Origin of the sequence: Rhodanobacter sp. T12-5 (assembly GCF_008329435.1) — a bacterium.
Taxonomy (GTDB): domain Bacteria; phylum Pseudomonadota; class Gammaproteobacteria; order Xanthomonadales; family Rhodanobacteraceae; genus Rhodanobacter.
This window is the reverse complement of record NZ_NPKN01000002.1, coordinates 774,542-795,461: the sequence shown is the minus strand read 5'-3', so window position 1 is coordinate 795,461 and position 20,920 is coordinate 774,542. Positions and strand designations below refer to the sequence as shown.

Annotated in this window: 22 protein-coding genes and 1 tRNA gene; 19 read left to right on the top strand and 4 right to left on the bottom strand. The window is 65.2% G+C overall.

Annotated features, from left to right (window positions below; all coding sequences use genetic code 11):
• Window positions 1–61: 61 nt before the first annotated feature.
• Both CIW53_RS07770 and CIW53_RS07765 read right to left on the bottom strand, forming a co-directional pair.
• A complete protein-coding gene (locus CIW53_RS07770) occupies window positions 62–796 on the bottom strand; it encodes a CsgG/HfaB family protein (protein WP_149364097.1) in 735 nt (244 codons plus the stop codon).
• Between the two features lie 267 nt (window positions 797–1,063).
• The gene (locus CIW53_RS07765; RefSeq protein ID WP_149364096.1) at window positions 1,064–3,508 is read right to left on the bottom strand and encodes a TonB-dependent receptor; all 2,445 of its coding nucleotides are present in this window, start codon (window positions 3,506–3,508) and stop codon (window positions 1,064–1,066) included.
• A 267-nt stretch (window positions 3,509–3,775) separates the two neighbouring features.
• On the opposite strand from CIW53_RS07765, the gene CIW53_RS07760 reads away from it, so the two are divergent.
• The 19 genes from CIW53_RS07760 to CIW53_RS07670 all read left to right on the top strand — a co-directional run bounded on the left by CIW53_RS07760 (window position 3,776) and on the right by CIW53_RS07670 (window position 19,584).
• Window positions 3,776–4,096 carry a zinc ribbon domain-containing protein gene (locus CIW53_RS07760; RefSeq protein WP_149364095.1) on the top strand — a complete coding sequence of 107 codons (321 nt, stop codon included), beginning with the start codon at window positions 3,776–3,778 and terminating at the stop codon, window positions 4,094–4,096.
• A gap of 106 nt (window positions 4,097–4,202) precedes the next feature.
• Window positions 4,203–4,787, top strand: coding sequence for a DUF3011 domain-containing protein (locus tag CIW53_RS07755; protein ID WP_242451812.1), 585 nt, complete (start codon window positions 4,203–4,205; stop codon window positions 4,785–4,787).
• A gap of 118 nt (window positions 4,788–4,905) precedes the next feature.
• Complete coding sequence (gene aspS / locus CIW53_RS07750) at window positions 4,906–6,678, top strand: aspartate--tRNA ligase (protein ID WP_149364094.1); 1,773 nt, start codon at window positions 4,906–4,908, stop codon at window positions 6,676–6,678.
• Window positions 6,679–6,718: 40 nt separating this feature from the next.
• Complete coding sequence (locus CIW53_RS07745) at window positions 6,719–7,348, top strand: alpha/beta fold hydrolase (RefSeq protein ID WP_149364093.1); 630 nt, start codon at window positions 6,719–6,721, stop codon at window positions 7,346–7,348.
• 86 nt (window positions 7,349–7,434) lie between these two features.
• On the top strand, window positions 7,435–8,169 hold the full coding sequence (locus CIW53_RS07740) for a YebC/PmpR family DNA-binding transcriptional regulator (protein WP_149364092.1): 735 nt from the start codon (window positions 7,435–7,437) through the stop codon (window positions 8,167–8,169).
• 34 nt (window positions 8,170–8,203) lie between these two features.
• A complete protein-coding gene (gene ruvC, locus CIW53_RS07735; protein ID WP_149364091.1) occupies window positions 8,204–8,725 on the top strand; it encodes a crossover junction endodeoxyribonuclease RuvC in 522 nt (173 codons plus the stop codon).
• A 64-nt stretch (window positions 8,726–8,789) separates the two neighbouring features.
• The gene (gene ruvA / locus CIW53_RS07730) at window positions 8,790–9,386 is read left to right on the top strand and encodes a Holliday junction branch migration protein RuvA (RefSeq protein ID WP_149364090.1); all 597 of its coding nucleotides are present in this window, start codon (window positions 8,790–8,792) and stop codon (window positions 9,384–9,386) included.
• 2 nt (window positions 9,387–9,388) lie between these two features.
• Window positions 9,389–11,290, top strand: a complete 1,902-nt coding sequence (locus CIW53_RS07725) for a potassium transporter Kup (protein ID WP_149364089.1) — start codon at window positions 9,389–9,391, stop codon at window positions 11,288–11,290.
• A 90-nt stretch (window positions 11,291–11,380) separates the two neighbouring features.
• Window positions 11,381–12,430, top strand: a complete 1,050-nt coding sequence (ruvB, locus tag CIW53_RS07720; protein WP_149364088.1) for a Holliday junction branch migration DNA helicase RuvB — start codon at window positions 11,381–11,383, stop codon at window positions 12,428–12,430.
• Complete coding sequence (gene ybgC, locus CIW53_RS07715) at window positions 12,423–12,839, top strand: tol-pal system-associated acyl-CoA thioesterase (RefSeq protein WP_149364199.1); 417 nt, start codon at window positions 12,423–12,425, stop codon at window positions 12,837–12,839. Before ruvB ends, ybgC begins: the two co-directional genes overlap by 8 nt.
• A 37-nt stretch (window positions 12,840–12,876) precedes the next feature.
• Complete coding sequence (tolQ, locus tag CIW53_RS07710) at window positions 12,877–13,563, top strand: protein TolQ (protein ID WP_149364087.1); 687 nt, start codon at window positions 12,877–12,879, stop codon at window positions 13,561–13,563.
• A gap of 14 nt (window positions 13,564–13,577) precedes the next feature.
• Window positions 13,578–14,030, top strand: coding sequence for a protein TolR (tolR, locus tag CIW53_RS07705; protein ID WP_149364086.1), 453 nt, complete (start codon window positions 13,578–13,580; stop codon window positions 14,028–14,030).
• Window positions 14,017–14,958: a cell envelope integrity protein TolA gene (locus CIW53_RS07700; protein WP_149364085.1), complete on the top strand. Its 942-nt coding sequence runs from the start codon at window positions 14,017–14,019 to the stop codon at window positions 14,956–14,958. Before tolR ends, CIW53_RS07700 begins: the two co-directional genes overlap by 14 nt.
• The gene (gene tolB / locus CIW53_RS07695) at window positions 14,955–16,283 is read left to right on the top strand and encodes a Tol-Pal system beta propeller repeat protein TolB (RefSeq protein ID WP_172969609.1); all 1,329 of its coding nucleotides are present in this window, start codon (window positions 14,955–14,957) and stop codon (window positions 16,281–16,283) included. Before CIW53_RS07700 ends, tolB begins: the two co-directional genes overlap by 4 nt.
• A 252-nt stretch (window positions 16,284–16,535) precedes the next feature.
• Window positions 16,536–17,045, top strand: a complete 510-nt coding sequence (gene pal / locus CIW53_RS07690) for a peptidoglycan-associated lipoprotein Pal (RefSeq protein ID WP_149364083.1) — start codon at window positions 16,536–16,538, stop codon at window positions 17,043–17,045.
• Entirely contained in the window at window positions 17,045–17,887 is an 843-nt protein-coding gene (ybgF, locus tag CIW53_RS07685) for a tol-pal system protein YbgF (protein WP_172969608.1), read from the top strand. Before pal ends, ybgF begins: the two co-directional genes overlap by 1 nt.
• Before the next feature lie 10 nt (window positions 17,888–17,897).
• Entirely contained in the window at window positions 17,898–18,590 is a 693-nt protein-coding gene (gene queE / locus CIW53_RS07680) for a 7-carboxy-7-deazaguanine synthase QueE (RefSeq protein WP_149364082.1), read from the top strand.
• Window positions 18,591–18,747: 157 nt separating this feature from the next.
• A complete protein-coding gene (gene queC, locus CIW53_RS07675) occupies window positions 18,748–19,434 on the top strand; it encodes a 7-cyano-7-deazaguanine synthase QueC (RefSeq protein ID WP_149364081.1) in 687 nt (228 codons plus the stop codon).
• Between the two features lie 74 nt (window positions 19,435–19,508).
• Window positions 19,509–19,584 (top strand) — tRNA-Lys (locus tag CIW53_RS07670).
• A 47-nt stretch (window positions 19,585–19,631) separates the two neighbouring features.
• Here the strand turns inward: CIW53_RS07670 and CIW53_RS07665 are convergent.
• Entirely contained in the window at window positions 19,632–20,348 is a 717-nt protein-coding gene (locus CIW53_RS07665) for a VTT domain-containing protein (protein WP_149364080.1), read from the bottom strand.
• Window positions 20,345–20,905 carry a nucleoside deaminase gene (locus CIW53_RS07660; protein WP_149364079.1) on the bottom strand — a complete coding sequence of 187 codons (561 nt, stop codon included), beginning with the start codon at window positions 20,903–20,905 and terminating at the stop codon, window positions 20,345–20,347. The genes CIW53_RS07665 and CIW53_RS07660 overlap by 4 nt, the downstream gene beginning before the upstream one ends.
• Window positions 20,906–20,920: the final 15 nt, after the last annotated feature.

Here is a 20,920-nt window from a genome sequence, read left to right as displayed (position 1 = left end):
CCTCGTCAACGTGTGTTGACGAGGGGCTGGTGTCGTACCTACCCGCGATGCCGGCGCGAGCTCAGCCGTCGAGGTCGAGCACCTGCTTGTCGCTGTTGCGCCGACGCTGTTCCTTCTGCTGGTAGCGTGCCTCGCAACCGTCGCGCTTGACCATCGCGCAGTCGAGGTAGTCGGTGGCCTCGATCAGCGCGGCGCGCACCGCCTTGCTGGCCGGCGTTTTCTTCGAATGCACGAAGTCGCCGCCGACGCCGTGGGTGTAACCGCTCAGATTGATGCCGCCACCGGAACTGCGGCCCTCGACGGTGCGCGAGTACACCACCTCGGACGTCTCCGCATCGATCACCCGCAGGTCGATCGCCACGTAGGCCTGCGACTTGCCGCCGCCGACCCGGAAGCCGGCGATATTGAGGCCGCCGCCGGTGTTGGAGGTGTCCTCGCTATACGCACTGACGCTGCCGGTGACCAAATACTGGGCGCCGGTGATGTTGCCGGTGTGCGGGCTGCTGCCCGGGCGCATTCGGTAGGAGGCGGCCAGATCCTGCTCGGCCAGCACCGCGTCGATCTTCTGCCGCTCGATCACCTTGAAATCACCGGTCGCGCTCAACTCGTTGCCGAGCACGTCGGCGAGCTGGTTGCCGACGTCGCTGTTCCACCAGCCGGCGGAACTGGCCTGGTTGGTGAAGTCGATCACCGCGACGGTCATGGTCGGGGCCTCGCGGGCCACCAATGCACCGCTTGCGCCAAGCGCCAAGGCCAGTGCTGTGCTGATGATGGTTGCACGGTACGCAGGTTTCATGAGTTCCCCTCCCGGTTGATGATGCGACGCTGTCCCCAATCCCCCATCGTGGCCGCGCGCCGCGACGCAAAGGCGTTCGCGGGGGCCGGGGCAGATTCTGGACGCGTCAATCGGGGTTTGTCACGTCACCAATCATGAGGAAGCGTTACGCGTCCGTACGACGCGGGATGACCCACGGAGGCCGCCTGTAGGCGGGGACGCAGGAACCGGTCGGCGAATGCCGCGGGGTGCGACCGTGCCGGCCAGGCGGCACGGTCGCGGGCTGGCTTACCAGTGATAGCCGACCTTGCCGTACACGTAGGCGCCATTGAAGCCGAACGGCGAGAACACCGAGTACGGGAAAGTACCGTTGTTGTCGTTGTTGAGCGCGGCTGAAGCCTTGTCGGGGTAGGTGTTGAACACGTTGTCCGCGCCGAGGCTGAAGCTCCAGCGGTCGAGGTTGTAGTTCAGCGCCAGATCGAGCAACCACTTGCTGCCGTAGGTCTGGTCGAAGGTGGGGTTGGATGAGTTGTACGCGGTGAACTTGTCATACCGGGTCAACGTGCCGTTGAGGCTCCAGTTGCCGACGCTGTACAACCCGTTGAGGATCAGCTTGCTGCGTGGCGTGGTGTCGGCCAGCAGGCCGTACTGGTCGCGGCGGTCGATGCGCTTGAGGTTCAGTCCCAGCGAATCCAGGATCGCGGGATTCGGCTTGACCCGGGTGACCTTGTTCTTGTTGTAGTTGTAGCTCAGCGTGGTCTGCAACGTGCCGGCGTTGCCGAAATCGAACAGGTAGCTGCCGACGAAATCGATGCCGCGCGTGCGCGTGTCCACCGCGTTGGTGAAGTAGGCGATGCTGCTGTAGTTGGTGTTGGTGATGCCGTTCGCTGCCAGGTAGGCCTGCACCGCGGGTTCGGTGATCGCGAGGTTGCTGGACAGCGTGACGCGGTCGCTGATCGTGATCTGGTAGAGGTCGACGCTGAGGTTCAATGCATCGAGCGGGTTCCACACCAGGCCAGCCGTATAGTTGTGCGACTTCTCCGGCTTCAGCGGCTGCCCGCCAAGCAACAGCGCGATCGGGCTGGTGGCGCCGACCAGGCCGGTGTTGTAGATGCCGGGAGCCAGGCCGGGCGGCGCATTGCCCGGACCGTAGTACAACGATTGCGTGTACGCGTAGAACTGCTGCGCCAGTGAGGGTGCGCGGAAACCGGTGGAGGCGCTGGCGCGCAGGGCGAAGCGGTCGGTGAAGTCGAAGCGGCCGGCCAGCGAACCGGAGGTGGTGGTGCCGAAGTCCGAGTAGTCCTCGTGCCGTACCGCCAGCGAGGTACCCAGGCGATCGGTGAGATTCGTTTCCAGGCTCAGGTATTCGGCCACGTTGTGGCGCGCGTGCGAGCCGGCGTTGGCAGGCTGGTAACCGCCGAAGCCCTGCGCGCCGCCCGAGATACCGGAAGTGCCGACGTAGTAGGAGGCCGGATCGCCGGCGGCGATGCGGTAGCCCTGGCGCAGGTATTCGGTGCCGAACGCCAGTGTGACCGCGTTGGGCAGCCAGCCTACCGACAGTTCCTTGGCGATGTCGATGTCGAACGATTGCTGGGTGGCCTTCAGGATGCCATCGTGGAAGCGGGTGGGGCTGAAGCCGAAGTCATTCAGGAAAGCACGATTCACGCTGTTTTTCGTGGCGTACGAAACCCGGTTGGCACCGTAGTTGCCGCTGATGTCCCAACGCCATCCGCCCGCCGTCTTGCCGCGGATGCCGACCACGAGGGACTGGTCGGTCGAGTCGGCGTTTTCCAGCGGCAGGTAGCCGTCGGGATAAATGGTCGGCGCCGCATTGGAATTGGTCGCGCTGCGGAAGAATGCGGTCGATGTGCTGGCGCGATTGCCGTAGTGGCCGAACGCGTACAGCTGGACGCCGGGCGCCAGGTCGTACTGGCTGTTGAGGAACAGGTTGTGGTCGCGCACGGCCGGGTCGCCGAAGCGTTGGCGCACGCCGTCCTGCGGGCGCCGGCGGTCCACCCCGGCGCGGTTGGTGATGTCCTGGTGGCCGTCCTGCAGGCTGAAGCGCAGCCAGCCCTTGTCGGCATTCAGCGGTATGCCGAAATTCGCCGATCCCTGCCAGATGCGGCCGTCGCCGGCCGAGTACTGGCCGCCGGTGAGTTCCACGTCGCCGCCGGCGGCGCCCTTCTTGAGGATCACGTTGATCACGCCGGCGATGGCGTCGGAACCGTATTGGGCCGAGGCGCCGTCGCGCAACACTTCTATATGGTCGATCGCGCTCATCGGGATGGTGTTGAGATCCACCGCTTGCGAGCCGCGTCCGAGCACGCCGTTGGTCAGGATGATCGCCCCCGGGTGCCAGCGTTTGCCGTCGACTAGCACCAATACCTGATCCGGCGACAAGCCACGCAATTGCGCCGGCCGCTGCGAGTCGGCGGTGTCCGCGGCCGAGGGGCGCGGGAAGGTCAATGACGGGATGATGCGCGCCAGTGCCGTGGAAAGCTCATTGGTGCCGGTCTGCCGCAGCACCTTGGCCGAAACCACGTCGATCGGAGTCAGCGAGCTGCTTTCGGTGCGGCTGTCGGAGCGCGTGCCGGTGACGATCACCGCACCAAGCTCTTTGGCCTTGGCCGGAGTCGGCGTGCCGACATCCTGTGCGGCGGCATTGCCGGCCAGGGCCAGCAACACGGCGGCAGGCAGCCATGCCCGAGCGATCAGGTTGGAACGTATGCGCATGAGGAACTCTCCGGATTCATGGTTGTTGCGACGCAGCAACTGCAGACTAGTCAGCTGTCGAGCCTCCGTCAATGGACGTCTATACGTCCATCAGTCCAAATCCATGGTGCGAAAGCCTGCTGGAGCGGTCATGCAGGCCCCTGGTCAGCAGGCTACTGCCTCGGTGCGGTTGGGAGCCATGGCCCCGGTGGTACGTTGAAATCCGACCGAAGACGCCGATAATGGCCAGTTGCCCACCCAACCCTGGTTGGACTGTCTGGAGTTTCCATGCCCATCTATGAATTCGAATGCAGCGGCTGCGGCCACCGGTTCGACCGCCTGCAGAAGTTGTCCGATCCCGACCCCAGCATCTGCCCCGCCTGCGCTGCGCCGCAATTGCAGCGAAAAGTGAGCGCGCCGTCGTTCCGGCTGGCTGGCAGCGGCTGGTACGAAACCGATTTCAAGAAGGATGGCGACAAGAAGCGCAACCTGGTCGATGGCGGCACTGGCGCCCAGGCCAAACCTGCCGCCGGCACCGAAACGACGCCCGCGTCGACTGCTGCCGCGCCGGCGCCCGCGGCGCCGGCCAAGGCCGCCGGCAACGACTGAACGCCGGCTGGCTGGAGAGGCCGACAGACGAGCGCGGCAGAGGCGGCTTCGGGTACGGTTTGAGCCGGCCGCGATGGCATGGCGGCAACTCCAGGGAGAGACGCTCATGCGTATGTATTCGGACAAGATTCTGCCTGGCGCGCTGACAGGCCTGTTGGGCGCATTTCTGCTGACTGCCGCGCCGGCCGCCCAGGCGCAAGCCGGGCGGTCGATTCGTTGCGAGAGCAAGGGCGGCCAATTCAATCGTTGCGCGGTGCCATGGCGCGATGCCGAGCTGGTTCGGCAGGAATCGAAAGGTGCATGCACCCGCGGCCTGAGCTGGGGCATGGATCGCGAGGGCTTGTGGGTGGATCACGGTTGTCGCGGGCAGTTCGCCGAGGTCCGTGGCCGTTATGGCCCGCATGACCGCAATGATTACCTTGACCGCCATGGCGACGACGATCGCGGTGACCGCGATGATCGCTGGCGACCGGGTGCGGGCTGGAATCGCGAGATACGGATGGGCTGCGACAGCAACGGCAAGCGCTATACCTTTTGCCAGGTCGATGTCGGTGCGAATGGCCGCGTACGGCTCTTGCAGCAGCAATCCGACAGCCGCTGCACGCTGGATTACAGCTGGGGCTGGAACCGTGCCGGGATCTGGACGGACCACGGCTGTCGTGGCGAATTTTCGGTGGATCGGCGCTGGTAACGACCTCCCGTGCGGGCGCGCCAGCAGGCCGGCATGAAGCCCGCCAGGCGTCGCGGTGGTAACATTCCGGGCCTTTTCCACCTGTTTCAGCCGCCACGCGGCCCGGAGTTTCAAGCGCATGCGCACGCATTACTGCGGCCTCATCGATGAGTCGCTGATCGACCAGACCGTCACCCTGTGCGGCTGGGTCAATACCCTGCGCCTGCAGAGCCATGTGGCCTTCGTCGACTTGCGCGATCACGAGGGCCTGGCCCAGGTGGTGATCGAGCGCGACAACGCCGCGGCATTTGCCGTCGCCAGCGACATCGGCAACGAGTACTGCCTGCGTGTCACCGGCACCATCCGCCGGCGCGTGTCGGTCAACGACAAGCTGAAGACGGGCACGGTCGAATTGCTGGCCGATACGGTGGAGATCCTCAACGCCGCGAAGGACCTGCCGTTCGCGCTGCACGAGAATCCGAACGAGGACATGCGGATGACCTACCGCTACCTCGACCTGCGTCGTCCGGAGATGCAGGCGATGATGCGCAAGCGCATCCGTCTGGTGCAGGAGCTGCGCCGTTACCTGGACGAGCGCGGCTTCCAGGATGTGGAGACGCCGATCCTGACCAAGGCCACCCCCGAAGGCGCACGCGATTACCTGGTGCCCAGTCGCGTGCATCCGGGTCAGTTCTACGCATTGCCGCAATCGCCGCAGCTGTTCAAGCAGATCCTGATGGTGGCCGGCTTCGACCGCTACTACCAGATCGCGCGCTGCTTCCGCGACGAGGACCTGCGCGCCGACCGCCAGCCGGAGTTCACCCAGCTCGACCTGGAGTTCGCCTTCGTCGAGGAAAAGGACGTGCAGGACTTCGTGGAGGAATTGATCCGCCACGTGTTCAAGGAAGTGCAGGGCGTCGAGCTTGATGCCACGTTCCCGCGCATGACCTGGGCCGAGGCGATGCGTCGCTTCGGTTCGGACAAGCCGGACCTGCGCATCGCGCTGGAGCTGGTCGACATCGCCGCCGCGGTGAAGCACGTCGAGTTCAAGGTCTTTGCCGAGCCGGCCAATGACGTGGATGGCCGTGTCGCTGCACTGCGCGTGCCGGGCGGCAGCGCGCTGTCGCGCAAGGACATCGACGGCTTGACCGAATACGCATCGCGCTACGGCGCGAAGGGTCTGGCCTGGCTGAAGGTCGAGGATCTGGCCAGGGGCCGCGAGGGCATCAATTCGCCGGTGGCGAAGTTCCTCGACGACGCGGCGCTGGAGGGCGTGCTCAAGGCCACCGCCGCGCAGAGCGGCGACATCGTGTTCTTCGGTGCCGGCGCGTGGAAGACCGTCACCGACTTCATGGGCGCGCTGCGGCTCAAGCTCGGCAAGGATCGCGGCCTGGTCGAGAACAGCTGGAAGCCGCTGTGGGTCACCGACTTCCCGATGTTCGAATACGACGACGAGGCACAGCGCTTCGTCGCCCTGCATCACCCGTTCACCGCGCCGAAGGTGGATGACGCGGCGCAGCTGCGCGCCGATCCGCACAATGCGGTGAGCCGCGGTTACGACATGGTGCTGAACGGCAACGAGATCGGCGGCGGTTCGATCCGTATCCATCGGCCGGAGATGCAGAGCACGGTGTTCGAATTGCTCGGCATCGGCGCGGAAGAGGCCGAGATGAAGTTCGGTTTCCTGCTGAAGGCGCTCAAGTTCGGCGCACCCCCGCACGGTGGCCTGGCGTTCGGCATCGACCGCATCGCCGCACTGATGGCCGGCACCGAGTCGATCCGCGACGTGATCGCCTTCCCCAAGACCACCAGCGCGCAGGACCTGATGACCGACGCGCCGTCGATGGTGAGCGACGCCCAGCTGAAAGAGCTGCATGTGCGCGTGGCGGCTGACAAGGAGGCTGTCGGCTGATCCGCCGGCAGTTCCCCGTGCAACCTTTCGGCGACGCGCCATGAGCGAGCACGTGATCCTGCTGCATGGCCTGTGGATGCGCGGCTTTGCGCTGTCCATGCTGCACCGTCGGCTGATCGAGGCGGGCTTTCGCGTGCATCGCTTCGACTACCTCAGCGTGGCGGCCACCCAGCAACGCATCCTGGATCAGTTGCACGCCCGCATCGCCGGGCTGGCGACCGAGGCCGATGCGGTGCATCTGGTCGGGCACAGTCTGGGCGGCCTGCTGGCCTTGCGCGCCTGTCTCCACGACGACCTGCCGCCGGGCCGCATCGTCTGCCTGGGCTCGCCGCTGAAGGGCAGCGCCGCAGCGCGTGGTTTTGCCGCCTGGGGTCGCGGCGGCGAAGTCTTGCTGGGGCACAACCGCGCACTCCTGGAACAGGGCTTCGAACACTGGGACGGGCCGCGCGAAGTCGGCATGATCGCGGGCTGCATGCCGCTGGGCCTGGGCGCCATGCTTGGCCATTTCGCCGGCGAGCACGATGGCACCGTTGCGGTCGAGGAAACCCGGCTGGCGGGGCTGACCGACCATTGCGTGGTCGAGGCGAACCACACCGGCCTGCTGTTTTCCGCCGACGTGGCCCAGCGCGTGGCGCGGTTCCTGCGCCAGGGCCACTTCGAGGCCGGTTGAGCGGTTACTCCGCGGTCGGCCGGCACAGGGGCGGAAATCAGGTAAAATTCCCGGTTCGTTCATTTGATCCGAGTGCAGGCATTGTCATGGGTAGAGGCCCGTCCATCGAAGGTCGCAAGAATGCCGAGGACGCCAAGCGCGCCAAGGTATTCACCAAGCTGATCCGCGAAATCACCGTGGCCACGCGTGCCGGAGTCGCCGACCCGGCGGGCAACCCGCGCCTGCGTGCGGCGATCGACAAGGCGCTGTCGGCGAACATGACCAAGGACACCATCGAGCGCGCGATCAAGCGCGGCTCCGGTACCGACGGCGGCGCCGACATGCAGGAGTTGCGCTACGAGGGCTACGGCCCGGCCGGCATCGCGCTGATCATCGAGAGCTTCACCGACAACCCGACGCGCACCGTGGCCGATGTGCGCCATGCGCTGACCAAGCACGGCGGCAACCTCGGCACCAGCGGTTCGGTGGCGTTCCAGTTCAGCCGTTGCGGCGAGCTGGTGTTCGCCACCGCGGGCGACGAGGCAGCGGAGGAGAAGGTACTGGAAGCGGCACTGGAGGCCGGTGCCGACGATGTCGTCAACGAGCACGGCGAAAGCACCGTGCTGTGCGCGCCGGAGCAATTCGAGGCGGTGCAGCAGGCACTTGTCGATGCCGGGCTGAACGCGGTGCATGCCGGCGTGGTGATGCGCCCGAACAATCGCGTCGAGGTGCCCGAGGAGGCGCTGGAGGCGCTACAGGATTTGCTCGAAAAGCTGGACGCGCTGGACGACGTGAGCGAGGTGTCGCACAACGCCCTGCTGCCGACCGAGGCTGCCGAATAAGCCGGAGGCCTGCGGCCTTCGCTTCGCATCCGCCATGACCCGCATCATCGGCATCGACCCGGGCAGTCAGCGCACCGGCGTGGGCATTATCGACGTCGACGATGCGGGCAAGCTCACGCACGTCTTTCATGGCGCGCTGATGGTGGCTGGCGAGGCCACGTTCCCGCTGCGCCTGAAACGCATCTTTGACGAACTGTGTGACATCATCGCCGCGCATCAGCCCGCCGAGTGCGGGATCGAACGCGTTTTCATGGCGCGCAACCCGGATTCGGCACTGAAACTGGGACAGGCGCGCGGCGCCGCGATTTGCGCGGTGGTCAGTCGGGGGATCGTGGTGCACGAATACGCAGCAACCGAAGTGAAGCAGTCGGTGGTCGGCAGCGGCCGCAGCGACAAGACCCAGGTGCAACACATGATCGGCGTATTGCTCGGCCTCAAGGGGGCGCTGCAGGCAGACGCCGCCGACGCACTGGCCATCGCGGTCACCCACGCGCATACCCGTGCCAGCCTGATGCGCGTCGGCATTCCGCGCACGGCCTGGAGGCGGCGCCGATGAAAAACGACATACGGGCGACGTCGATGAAGGCGCCGCTGACGAATACGGATGGGAGGCGCCGCCGATGATCGGACGTCTGCGCGGCATCCTGGTCTCCAGGCAACCGCCTTCGCTGCTGGTCGAGATCGGCGGCGTCGGTTACGAAGTCGAAGCACCGATGTCGACGATCTACGACCTGCCGGGCATCGGCAAGGAAGTGATCCTGCTGATCCATCATGCGGTGAAGGAAGACAGCGACACGCTGTACGGCTTCCTGCACGAGAGCGAGCGCGCGCTGTTCCGCAACCTGCTGAAGGTCAGCGGAATCGGCGCGAAGATCGCGCTGGCGGTGTTGTCCGGCGTGTCCACCGACCACTTCGCGCGGCTGGTGCAAAGCGGCGACGTGGTGGCGCTGACCAAGATTCCCGGCATCGGCAAAAAGACCGCCGAGCGCATCGTGGTGGAGTTGCGCGACCGGCTGGACGGCCTTTCCGGCGTGCCGGGTGCGTCGACGCATCTGGCGGGTGCACCGATGGATGCGGCCGGCGAAGCCACCGTGGCGCTGCAGCAACTCGGCTACAAGCCGGTCGAGGTCACCCGGCTGGTGCAGAAGGTCGCCGCCGAAGGCGACAGCGCCGAAGCCATCATCCGCAAGGCGCTGCGCGCTGCGCTCGGAGGTTGATCGTGAGCCATGAAATCAACCAGGGCGAACTGTCGCCCGAGACCCGTCGCCGATTGACCGCGCTGGCACTGGGCGCGATCGGCGTGGTGTTCGGCGACATCGGCACCAGCCCGCTGTACACCATGAAGGAAACCCTCGGCACGCACGGCATGACGCCGACGCCATCTGCGGTGCTGGGCGTGCTGTCGCTGGTGTTCTGGTCGCTGATCATGGTGGTGTCGTTGAAATACGTCACCTTCGTGATGCGCGCGGACAACAAGGGCGAGGGCGGCATCATGGCATTGATGGCGCTGGCGCAGCGCTCGATGAGCGGTTCGGCACGTGCGCGCTGGGTACTGGCGGGCATCGGCATCTTCGGTGCATCGCTGTTCTATGGCGACGGCGTGATCACGCCGGCCATCTCGGTACTCGGTGCGGTGGAGGGTCTCGAGGTCGCCGCGCCCGGACTGGGCAAGTACGTGGTGTGGATCGCGCTGGCGATCCTGCTGGGCATGTTCGCCGTGCAGCGACACGGCACGCACAAGGTCGGCAAGGCGTTTGCGCCGGTGATGACGCTCTGGTTCGTGGTGCTGGCGGTACTGGGCGTGCGCCAGATCATCGCCAATCCGCAGGTGCTCTATGCAGTCAATCCGCTGCATGCCGTGCGCTTTTTCCTCAACCACGGCGACACTTCGTTCATTGCGCTCGGCGGCGTGGTGCTGGCGCTGACCGGTGCCGAGGCGTTGTACGCGGACATGGGCCACTTCGGCAAGAAGCCCATCCGGATGGCCTGGTTCGGTTTCGTGCTGCCGTCGCTGCTGCTCAATTACTTCGGCCAGGGCGCGTTGCTGCTGGGCAATCCGCGTGCGATCGAAAGCCCGTTCTACCTGATGGTGCCTCCGGCGCTGCTGTATCCGATGATCGTGCTGTCGGCCTGTGCTGCGGTGATCGCGTCGCAGGCGGTGATTTCCGGCGCGTTCTCGATGACCCGCGAGGCGATGTCGCTGGGCTATTCGCCGCGGCTGGCGGTGGTGCATACCTCGCGCGAGATGTCCGGGCAGATTTTCGTGCCGTGGGTCAACCGCATGCTGATGGTGCTGGTGATCCTGGCCGTATTGCTGTTCCGCAGTTCGGACAATCTGGGTGCCGCCTACGGCATCGCGGTGACCGGCACCATGACCATGACCACCTTGCTGGCACTGGTGGTGGCGCGCAAACGCTGGCACTGGAGCTGGCCGACCGTGGTGCTGGTCGGCGTGCTGTTCCTCATCATCGACCTCTCGTTCTTCGGTGCCAATCTGCTCAAGGTTGCCCACGGTGGCTGGTTCCCGCTGGTGCTGGGCGTGGTGATCTTCAGCGTGATGACGACCTGGCGCCGCGGCCGCGAGCTGGTGGTGCGCGAGATCAAGCAGGGCGGTCTGGCGCTGGCGCCATTCATCGAGAACATCGCCGAACATCCGCCGCTGCGCGTGCCGGGCACAGCGGTGTTCCTCACTGCCAACCAGCACGCCGTGCCGCATGCGTTGCTGCACAACCTCAAGCACAACAAGGTGCTGCACGAGCGCAACGTGCTGCTGACCGTCGAGACGCTGGAAACCCCGGTGGCCGACGCCGACGAGCGCATCGAGATCACGGCGCTGGAGGGCGACTTCTTCGGGCTGGAGCTGCGCTTCGGGTTTGCCGAAGATCCGAACATTCCTCTGGCGTTGTCGCAATGCACGCGCGAGGGCCTCGGCTTCGACATGATGGACACCACCTTCTTCCTGTCGCGCGAGAACATCGTTGCCGACGCGCGTCGCCCCGGCATGGCGCTGTGGCGCGACAAGCTGTTCGCGTTCCTGTCGCGCAACGCGATGCCCGCCACGGCGTTCTTCCAGATTCCGGGCAACCGGCTGATCGAGCTGGGCGCGCAGGTGGAGATCTAGGAGTGAGTGGAGAGGAGTGAGAAACGAGTAAAGCCGTTTCCCACTCACTTCTCACTCCTCCCCACTCGTTTCTGCCTTCATAATGCCGGCATGACCGAAGCCCGCATCATCACCGCCACCGCCCAGCTCGACGACGAGGCGCTGGAAGCCACCATCCGGCCGAAGCGGCTTGCCGAATACCTCGGCCAGCAGGCGGTGCGCGAGCAGCTGTCGATCTATATCGAGGCCGCCAGGAAACGGGGTGGGGCGCTCGACCACGTGCTGATCTTCGGACCACCCGGCCTGGGCAAGACCACGTTGAGCCACGTCATCGCGAACGAGCTGGGGGTCAACCTGCGTTCCACTTCCGGCCCGGTGCTGGAGCGTGCGGGCGACCTCGCCGCGCTGCTGACCAACCTGGAAGCGAACGACGTGCTGTTCGTCGACGAGATCCATCGCCTGTCGCCGGTGGTCGAGGAAGTGCTGTACCCGGCGATGGAAGATTTTCAGATCGACATCATGATCGGCGAAGGCCCGGCCGCGCGCTCGATCAAGCTGGATCTGCCGCCGTTCACCCTGATCGGTGCGACCACCCGCGCCGGCATGCTTACCGCGCCGTTGCGCGACCGTTTCGGCATCGTGCAGCGGCTGGAGTTCTATACCGCCGACGAGCTCACCGCGATTGTGCGCCGCGCGGCGAAGATCCTCGGCATTTCCTGCGCCCTGGAAGGCGCGCAGGAAATCGCCCGCCGTTCGCGTGGCACGCCGCGCATCGCCAACCGCCTGCTGCGCCGGGTGCGCGATTACGCCGAGGTGCGCGCTGGCGGCGAGATCACCCTGCCGGTGGCGCAGGCGGCGCTGGACATGCTGAAGATCGACCCGGAAGGTTTCGACGAACTCGATCGGCGGCTGCTCAGCCTGATCGTCGAGAACTTCGACGGTGGCCCGGTCGGGGTGGAATCGCTCGCCGCCGCGCTGAGCGAGGACCGCGGCACCCTGGAGGACGTGGTCGAGCCGTACCTTATCCAGCAGGGTTACCTGGTCCGCACCGCGCGCGGGCGGATGATCAGCGCCCGGGGCTGGCGACACCTCGGGCTGGTCCCGCCGCCACGTGCGGCGGGACCAGCCGACCTGTTCGGTGCCGGTGCCAGCGATGTCTGAGTCTCTGCCGTCGCCTTTCAGCTGGCCGGTGCGGGTGTACTGGGAAGACACCGATGCCGGCGGCGTGGTCTACCACGCCGGCTACCTGCGTTTCATGGAACGAGCCCGCAGCGAGTGGATGCGTTCGCTCGGCGTCGACCAGATGGCGTTCAAACAGGCCACCGGACTGGCCTTCATGGTGCGCGACATGCAGATCGATTTCCTCAAGCCAGCCCTGCTGGATGATGAACTGTCGGTAACGGTCGAAGTCAAAGAACGGCGCGCAGCCAGTATCCTGTTCATCCAGACGATCACGAAGACCGACGGAAGCTGCCTGATCGGCGCGCAAGTGCGGGTAGCTTGCGTCGATATTCAGCGCATGCGTGCCGCACCGATTCCGGCTGATCTGATTCCCGAATCTGCATTTTGAAGACAACCCAAGCCGACTGGCGGAGAACCTGCAAGCAATGAACGGTGGATTGAACATTTTCACGCTGATCGGGGATTCGAGCCTGCCGGTACAGCTGGTACTGCTGGTACTGCTGGTTTTCTCGTTCCTGTCCTGGGTGATCATCATCCGCAAATACACCCAGACCAAGGCGGCGATGGAAGACGCCGAGGCGTTCGAGGAGCGCTTCTGGTCCGGCGGCGACCTGGCCCAGTTGTTCCGCGAGGTCAGCAACGGCGGTGCCAATAACGGTGGCATCGAAAACATCTTCGAGTCGGGTTTTCGTGAATTCGCCCGCCAGCGCCAGCGCAAGACACACGACACGCGCAGCGTGATCGAAGGCTCCGAGCGCGCCATGCAGGTGGCCGGCACCCGTGAGATCGGCTTGCTCGAGCGCAACCTGGAGTTCCTCGCCAACGTCGGTTCGATCAGCCCGTACGTGGGCCTGTTCGGCACGGTGTGGGGCATCATGGGTGCGTTCCAGGGCCTGGGCGAGATGAAGGACGTCACCATCGCGGTGGTTGCGCCACACATCTCCGAGGCATTGATCGCCACCGCGATGGGCCTGTTTGCGGCGATCCCGGCGCAGTGGGCGTACAACCGCTACGCCACCAAGGTCGAACGCATCGCGTCGCGCTACGACGTGTTCCAGGAGGAGTTCTCCTCCGTGTTGCAGCGGCAGATCCAGACCGACGACGTCGCCTGAGCGGAGCAGCAGCCATGCGAAAGACCGGCCGCCAGCGGCGCTACAAGCTCAAATCCGAAATCAACGTGGTGCCGTACATCGACGTGATGCTGGTGCTGTTGATCATCTTCATGGTCACCACGCCGATGATGAACTCCAGCGTCGACGTGCAGTTGCCGCAGGCCAACGCCAAATCGCTGCAGCAAAAGAAGGATCCGGTGCTGGTCTCGGTGCTGCAGGACGGCCAGCTCTACCTGACCCTGAGCGGGGCGAAGAAGGAGCTGGTCGACGAAGACACGCTCAAGCTCAAGGTCGGCGCGTTCGTGCGCGAGAATCCCGAAGTCAGCGTGCTGGTCGGCGGCGACGAGCGCGGCAGCTACGGCGGCGTGTTCAAGGTGCTGGCCGACTTGCAGCAGGCCGGCGTCGCCAAGGTGGGCCTGATGGGCCAGCCTGAGCAGGGCAAGAGCGCGTCCAATGGACGAAAGTAAGGCGACGCCGAAGGCGGTCGTACTTTCCGCCATCCTGCATATCGGCATCGTGGGGTTCCTGTTCCTCGCGATCCTGCCGTGCTCGAGCTACGAGAACGTGGTCAATGCACTGGGCCTGCCGGCCTGGATGAATCCGATCACCTGTTCGAAGCCGCTGGAGCTGCAGGGTCCGATCATCGAAGCGACCCTGATCGGCCCCACCGGCAGCCCGCCACCGAAGGCGGTGAAGGTCAAGCCGGTACCCGACTCCACCCCGCCGCCGCCGACCGTGCCGCCGCCGAAACCCGCGGTGGAAGCGCCCAAGGTGAAGACGCTGCCGCCGCCGCCGGAGCACGTCGACGTGGTGGATCAGGAGCGCGTGGTTGCGGATGCGGCGCTGAAGGCCGAGGAAGCAAAGAAACTGCAGGAAGAAAAGCAGCGCCAGCGCCAGTCCGAACTGGACGCCCAGGCCGCCAAGCAGAAAGAGGAAAAACAGAAGCAGCTGGACGCCCTGTTTGCCAAAATGGACGCCGCCTCGGCGCAGACCAAGCGGCTGGACAACAAGGCGAAGCAGGCCAGGCAGCAGATGGAAGACCTGAAAAACGCCCAGGACGACGGCCAGCCCGACCTGCCAGCGGCCACTCAGCGGCAGACCGGCAACAACAGCCCGAACAGCAATCTGGCGGACGAATACGCAGCAGCCATTCAGAATGCGGTCACGCCCAACTGGCTGCGGCCAGATAACATACCGGCGGTGCCGTGTAAGGTGGATATCGTGCAGTCACCTGGCGGTGACGTGTTGAGCGCCACTGTCGATTCCAGTTGTCCATACGATGATGCCGGCCGCCGTTCGGTAGAAAATGCAGTGCTGCGGACCAAAACCTTGCCCTACAAGGGCTTCGAAAGCGTGTTCCAGCGCAAACTCACCTTCACCTTCAGGCCGCAATGATCAAGCCCATGCGCAAATTCAGCTCAAGCTTCGCCGTCGTCCTGCTGGCCGTGGCGGCGCTGTTCGTTGGCCCGGTGGCCGCGCAGTCGTTGAACGTCGACATCGTCGGCGGCGTCAAGACTGCCACTCCGATCGTGGTGGTGCCGTTCGCGCAGGATGGCGGCGCGCCGTTGTCGACCGACGTCGCCGACGTGATCCGCAACGATTTCAACCGTTCCGGCAAGTTCCGCTCGCTGGCCAAGAGCGACATCGTGGAATTCCCGGCCCGCGGCGCGGACATCAAGTTTCCGACCTGGCGCCTGCTCAAGCAGGATTACATCACCGTGGGCCGCATCAGCGACGCCGGCGGCGGTTCGCTGCGGATCGAGTACGAGCTGTGGGACGTCAACAAGCAGCAGAGCCTGCTGGCCCAGGCCTTCACCGTGCCGGCCGGCGACCTGCGCGGCGTGGCGCACCAGATCGCCGACCAGATCTACCAGAAGATCACCGGCGTGCGCGGTGCGTTCTGGACACGCATCGCCTATATCACCTCTGTCGGCCTCGGCAACAACACCACCTATTCGCTGATCGTGGCCGATTCGGACGGCTACAACCCGCAGGTGGTGGCTCGTTCCAAGGAGTCGCTGCTGTCGCCTTCATGGTCGCCGGACGGCAAGAAGATCGCCTACGTTTCGTTCGAGAGCGGCAATTCGCACATCTACGTGCAGGACATCACCACGGGCTCGCGCCAGCTGGTGGAGGCGCACGCCCGGGGCATCAACGGCGCGCCGGCCTGGTCGCCGGACGGCACCAAGCTGGCGGTGGCGCTGTCGTATGTCGGCAACCTCGAGCTGTTCGTGCTCGACCTGGCCACCCACCAGGAGACCCGGCTGACCCACAGCCTGTCGATCGACACCGAACCGGTCTGGGCGCCGGACGGCCAGAGCATCTACTTCACCTCCGACCGCTCCGGCCGACCGCAGATCTATCAGATCCCGGCCAGCGGCGGCTCGCCCCAGCGGATCAGCTTCCAGGGCCAGAACAACGCGGACGCGTCGGTAAGCTACGACGGCAAGCAAATCGCGATGGTGCAGGGCAATGGGAACGTGTATCGTATTGTCATCATGGATCGCAGCCTGGGTGACCAGGTGCGGCCCCTCTCGCCGGGTCCGATTGACGAGTCCCCGAGTTTTGCTCCGAATGCCAGCATGCTGCTGTACGCCGCAACCGAAGGACGTCGCGGCGTGTTGTATGCCGTATCGGCTGATGGTCTGGTTCGCCAGCGCCTTGTGCTCTCTGATGGCGATGTGCGCGAACCGTCCTGGGGTCCATACCGGCAACGTTGATTTTTTGATGCTGCTGCACGCAAGTGCGGCAGCATGATGCCCAAGGATCGGGCCCGAACGTGCTCGTGCCCGTCTCGGTTTCCGGCGGTGACGCTTTGACGCGTCATTGCCAGTCAGGTCGATCGTGCAGTCTCACGCACCTTCGATCTTTCAAATGTGAAAATAACAGCCGGTCTACCGGCGTCAGCTTCAGCTGTCCCGTAATTCCAATCTTCATCGTTTGTCGGAACTCAACTCGTAAGGAACGTCACCATGAATAAGACCGTTCGCGTCGCCCTGGTTGCCCTGCTCTGCGTAGGCGCGGCCGCTTGCTCCAAGAAGCAGGAAGTGAAGCCGCAGGCTCCCGCTCCCGAGCAGACCACCCAGACCCAGGCTCCTGTGTCTGATGGCAAGTACACCCCCGCCGATCTCGATACCGATGCCTGCCTGCGTCAGCGCGTCGTGTATTTCGATTTCGACAAGACCGAGATCAAGCCGGAGTTCCAGCAGATCATGGCGTGCCACGCCAAGTACCTGCAGGATCGTCCGACCTCGCATATCCGTCTCGAAGGCAACACCGACGAGCGCGGCACCCGCGAGTACAACCTCGGCCTCGGCGAGCGTCGTGGCAATGCTGTTTCCAGCGCGCTGCAGGCAGCCGGCGGTTCGGCCAGCCAGCTCGAAGTGATCAGCTACGGCAAAGAGAAGCCGGTGTGCCGTGAGCACAACGAGGACTGCTGGGGCAAGAATCGTCGTGTCGAGATCGTCTACACGGCGCAGTAATGATGAAGCGACTGGCTAACAGCTTTGCAGCCAGGCTCGGCATGGCGGGCGCGATCGCGTCCGCCATGCTGTTCGCGTTTCCGGCATCCGCGCAGGACTCGCGACTGAGTCTCGCCGACCGTGTCACGCGCCTGGAACAGCAGGCACAGAACAAGGACCAATCCGGTATCGGCATGGTCAATCAGGTGCAGCAACTGCAGGCGCAGGTGCAGCAGCTACAAGGTCAGATCGAGGAGTTGCAGCACCAGCTGCAGATGCTCGATGACAAGAACAAAGCCCAATACGCCGACCTCGACGCCCGTCTCGGACGCCTTGAGGGTGGCAATGCGGGAGCGGCACCCGCGTCGTCGGCGACGGCTGCGAACGTCCCCCCGGCAGCGACGGCAAGCGCTGCAGGCACTGGCGCCGCTGGCGCGCCGACAGCTGCCGGTGCCGCAGGTGCGACCGATGCCGCCGCTGGCCAGGCCGCGTATGACGTGGCATTCAAGGAGCTTCGCGCTGGCGACTATGCGCAGGCTTCGCGCGACTTCCGCAGTTTCACCCAGAAGTATCCGGATCATCCGCTCGCGCCGAATGCGTGGTATTGGCTGGGCGAATCGTATTACGTCACCACCAATTACCCGGTGGCGCTGGAGTCGTTCCAGAAACTGCTCCACCTGTTCCCGCAGAGCGACAAGGCGCCGGACGCCCTGCTCAAGGTCGGTTACAGCCAGCTCGAGCTCAAGCAGACTGACGCGGCCAAGTCCACGTTGATGGAAGTAACCACCAAATACCCGGGTTCCAAGGCGGCCAGCCTGGCCCAGGAGCGCCTGCAACGCCTGCAACAGCAGTCGGGCAACTGAGGTCACCGTGGTGAGCGGCAAAGACGCAGGCGTGGCGTCCACCACGCCCGTTGCGGCCGACGCCGAGCGGTTGCGCATCACCGAGATCTTCCACTCGATACAGGGCGAGGCCGACGCGATCGGTTGGCGCACCGTGTTCGTGCGCCTCACAGGCTGCCCGCTGCGCTGCGTCTGGTGCGATACCGAATATTCGTTCTACGGCGGCAACTGGCACGCGATCGACGACATCCTCGCCGAGGTTGCCTCGCATGGCGCCAGGCATGTCTGCGTGACTGGTGGCGAGCCGCTGGCGCAAAAGCGCTGCCTGATCCTGCTGCGGAAGCTGTGCGATGCCGGATACGAGGTGTCGCTGGAAACCTCCGGCGCGTTGGACGTTTCCGCGGTCGATCCGCGCGTGCGCAAGGTGATGGACCTGAAGGCGCCCGACTCGGGTGAAAGCAGGCGCAACCTGTGGTCGAACCTCGACCACCTGCTGCCGCACGACCAGGTCAAGATCGTCATCGCCAGTCGCGCCGACTACGAGTGGGCCCGCGCGATGCTGGCCGAACATGCGCTGGCGGCGCGCTGCATGGTGCTGTTCTCGCCGGTGCACGGCGCGGTCGAGCCGCGTGAGCTGGCCGAATGGATCATTGCCGACAAGCTCGATGTGCGATTCCAGATGCAATTGCACAAGCTGCTCTGGAACGACGCGGCGGGGCATTGAGCGAGAAACGAGTGAGGAGGAGTGAAAAACGACTAGGTGCGGAGAAGCCGACGCGTTTCTCACTCCTCCTCACTCACTCCTGTTTCATGCGCGCCGGCCTGTGTTGCCGGTGGCGCCTTCCGGCCGGTGACCGGTCGTACCTGAGTGGATGTTGCACATGTCTGACAATTCCCCCCGCAAGGCCGTCGTACTCGTTTCCGGCGGCATGGATTCGGCCGTCACCATCGCGCTTGCGCGCGAACAGGGCTATCAGGTGCATGCGCTGAGCGTGGCCTACGGCCAGCGTCACAATTCGGAGCTGGCCGCCTCCGATCGCGTTTCGCGGATGCTCGGCGCGGTCGAACACAAGACTGTCGGCATCGACCTGCGCAGCATCGGCGGTTCGGCGCTGACCGCCGACATCGACGTGCCGCTCGACACGGTCGACAGCGGCGATATCCCGGTGACCTACGTGCCGGCGCGCAACACCATCATGCTGTCGATCGCGCTGGGCTGGGCCGAGGTGCTCGGTTCCAGCGACATCTGGTGCGGCGTCAACGCCGTCGACTACTCCGGCTACCCGGATTGCCGGCCGGCCTTCATCGAGGCGTTCGAGAAACTGGCGAACGTGGCGACCAAGGCCGGCGTCGAAGGCGCCGGCATCCGCATCCACGCGCCGCTGATGCGCATGAGCAAGGCCGACATCGCGCGCGAAGGCCAGCGCCTCGACGTGGATTTTTCCGCGACGGTCAGCTGCTACCAGGCCGATGACGACGGCCGCGCCTGCGGCCATTGCGACGCCTGCCGGCTGCGCGCGCAGGGCTTCCGCGAAGCCGGGCTGGCCGATCCCACGCGATACGCCTGATCGCGTGCTTGCTTGTGCCACTGCCGCCCAGCCCGTAAAATGGCCGGCTTGAGTTTGCAACAAGTTTCAGTGATGGGTCGTTAGCTCAGTTGGTAGAGCACTGGACTTTTAATCCATTGGTCCCGGGTTCGAATCCCGGACGACCCACCAGTTTTCAGAGCGCCCGCCGGGCGCTTTTTTTTGTGGCGGCCGATTGCTCAGTCGATCCGTCCGGGGGCCTGGCGCCGCCGCCGGGTAAGGCGTTCGACCAGCAGCGGCACCAGCGCGAGCAGGGCGATCGCGCCCAGTGGCAGCAGCACTTCGCGATGCATGAACAGGCCGATGCCGAAGCTGTCGGTCTGGCTCATCGCGTCGCCGAGGCCGGCACCGATCGAGGTCTCGAAGATCAGCGAGACAGTGCCGCCGAGCCAGCTGGCGCCGAGGAACAGCCACATCGGGCAACGCAGCCAGGCCAGTGCCACCGTCACCGCGCCGAACGGCACCACCGGCACGAAGCGCAGGAACAGGGTGTAGCTCACCGGGTGTCGTTCAAAGCCGTGGTGCAGTCGCGCCACGATCGCCGGTGGTCGGCGACTGCCGGGACCGAACGCATAACGGCTGGCCAGGAACAGGATCAGCGATCCCAGGATCAGCGCCAGTGACGAGCACAGCGTGGCATCGACCACCCCGAACGCGAAGCCGCCGGCCAGGATCACCACGATGGTGCCGGGCAGGCCGGTAGCCACGGTCAGGGTCAGCAGTCCGATATAGGCCAGGTGGCTCAGCCATGGGTGCGCGGCGATTTGTGCGTGAAGTTCGTTCTGGTGCGCCACCAGTTGCTGCGGAGTCAGCTGGTCGAGCGAGCCTGAGGCAAACAGCACGATGCCTGCCAGCACGAGCAGGACCAGCGGCAGCGCGGCGCGCCAGCGACTCAATACGGTGTGCCGCAGGTGCCGTAGCTGGCCAGCACGCCACGCGCCTGTTCACGCAGGATGTCGCGGCGTACGCGGATGCCGCGGCGTTCCAGCTCGCCGATCCAGTCGGCGGGCAGCGGACCCTCGTCGAATTCGGTCAGGTCCTCGACGTCTTCGGAGCGCGCGCCGATCAGCAGTTCGTCGATGCCGGCCCACACCGTGGCGCCATAGCACTGGCAGCACGGCTGCGAACTGGTGGCGAGCACGTAATGCCCGCCGTCCTCGTTCAACCGATGCCGGCTCGTGCGCTGCTGCGCGATCATGATCACCATCATTTCCGCATGGGCTACCGAGCAGCTCTGCGGCAGCACCCGGTTCACGCCGACCGCGACTAGCCGGCCGCTGTGGCTGTTGAAAACGGCGGCGCCGAACGGCCCGCCGCCACCGCGCTCCACATTCTGCCGCGACAGTTCGATGGCCAGGCCCACGCGATCTTCGTCGCTTTCGTAACGCCGGTTGACATCGGCGACGTCACCTATCCACGGCGGCAGGGTCAGATGGATTTGCAGCGGCAGCATGCTCTCTCCTCGTGC

Excerpts from the sequence above, each read along its gene's own strand:
- CIW53_RS07765 (WP_149364096.1), bottom strand. The coding sequence starts at position 3,508 with ATGCGCATACGTTCCAACCTGATCGCTCGGGCATGGCTGCCTGCCGCC.
- ruvC (WP_149364091.1), top strand. The coding sequence starts at position 8,204 with ATGACCCGCATCATCGGCATCGACCCGGGCAGTCAGCGCACCGGCGTG.
- CIW53_RS07700 (WP_149364085.1), top strand. The coding sequence starts at position 14,017 with ATGGACGAAAGTAAGGCGACGCCGAAGGCGGTCGTACTTTCCGCCATC.
- ybgC (WP_149364199.1), top strand. The coding sequence starts at position 12,423 with ATGTCTGAGTCTCTGCCGTCGCCTTTCAGCTGGCCGGTGCGGGTGTAC.
- pal (WP_149364083.1), top strand. The coding sequence starts at position 16,536 with ATGAATAAGACCGTTCGCGTCGCCCTGGTTGCCCTGCTCTGCGTAGGC.
- tolR (WP_149364086.1), top strand. The coding sequence starts at position 13,578 with ATGCGAAAGACCGGCCGCCAGCGGCGCTACAAGCTCAAATCCGAAATC.
- CIW53_RS07755 (WP_242451812.1), top strand. The coding sequence starts at position 4,203 with ATGCGTATGTATTCGGACAAGATTCTGCCTGGCGCGCTGACAGGCCTG.
- tolQ (WP_149364087.1), top strand. The coding sequence starts at position 12,877 with ATGAACGGTGGATTGAACATTTTCACGCTGATCGGGGATTCGAGCCTG.
- CIW53_RS07740 (WP_149364092.1), top strand. The coding sequence starts at position 7,435 with ATGGGTAGAGGCCCGTCCATCGAAGGTCGCAAGAATGCCGAGGACGCC.
- ybgF (WP_172969608.1), top strand. The coding sequence starts at position 17,045 with ATGATGAAGCGACTGGCTAACAGCTTTGCAGCCAGGCTCGGCATGGCG.
- queC (WP_149364081.1), top strand. The coding sequence starts at position 18,748 with ATGTCTGACAATTCCCCCCGCAAGGCCGTCGTACTCGTTTCCGGCGGC.
- CIW53_RS07745 (WP_149364093.1), top strand. The coding sequence starts at position 6,719 with ATGAGCGAGCACGTGATCCTGCTGCATGGCCTGTGGATGCGCGGCTTT.
- CIW53_RS07760 (WP_149364095.1), top strand. The coding sequence starts at position 3,776 with ATGCCCATCTATGAATTCGAATGCAGCGGCTGCGGCCACCGGTTCGAC.
- tolB (WP_172969609.1), top strand. The coding sequence starts at position 14,955 with ATGATCAAGCCCATGCGCAAATTCAGCTCAAGCTTCGCCGTCGTCCTG.
- CIW53_RS07770 (WP_149364097.1), bottom strand. The coding sequence starts at position 796 with ATGAAACCTGCGTACCGTGCAACCATCATCAGCACAGCACTGGCCTTG.
- aspS (WP_149364094.1), top strand. The coding sequence starts at position 4,906 with ATGCGCACGCATTACTGCGGCCTCATCGATGAGTCGCTGATCGACCAG.
- ruvB (WP_149364088.1), top strand. The coding sequence starts at position 11,381 with ATGACCGAAGCCCGCATCATCACCGCCACCGCCCAGCTCGACGACGAG.
- CIW53_RS07660 (WP_149364079.1), bottom strand. The coding sequence starts at position 20,905 with ATGCTGCCGCTGCAAATCCATCTGACCCTGCCGCCGTGGATAGGTGAC.
- ruvA (WP_149364090.1), top strand. The coding sequence starts at position 8,790 with ATGATCGGACGTCTGCGCGGCATCCTGGTCTCCAGGCAACCGCCTTCG.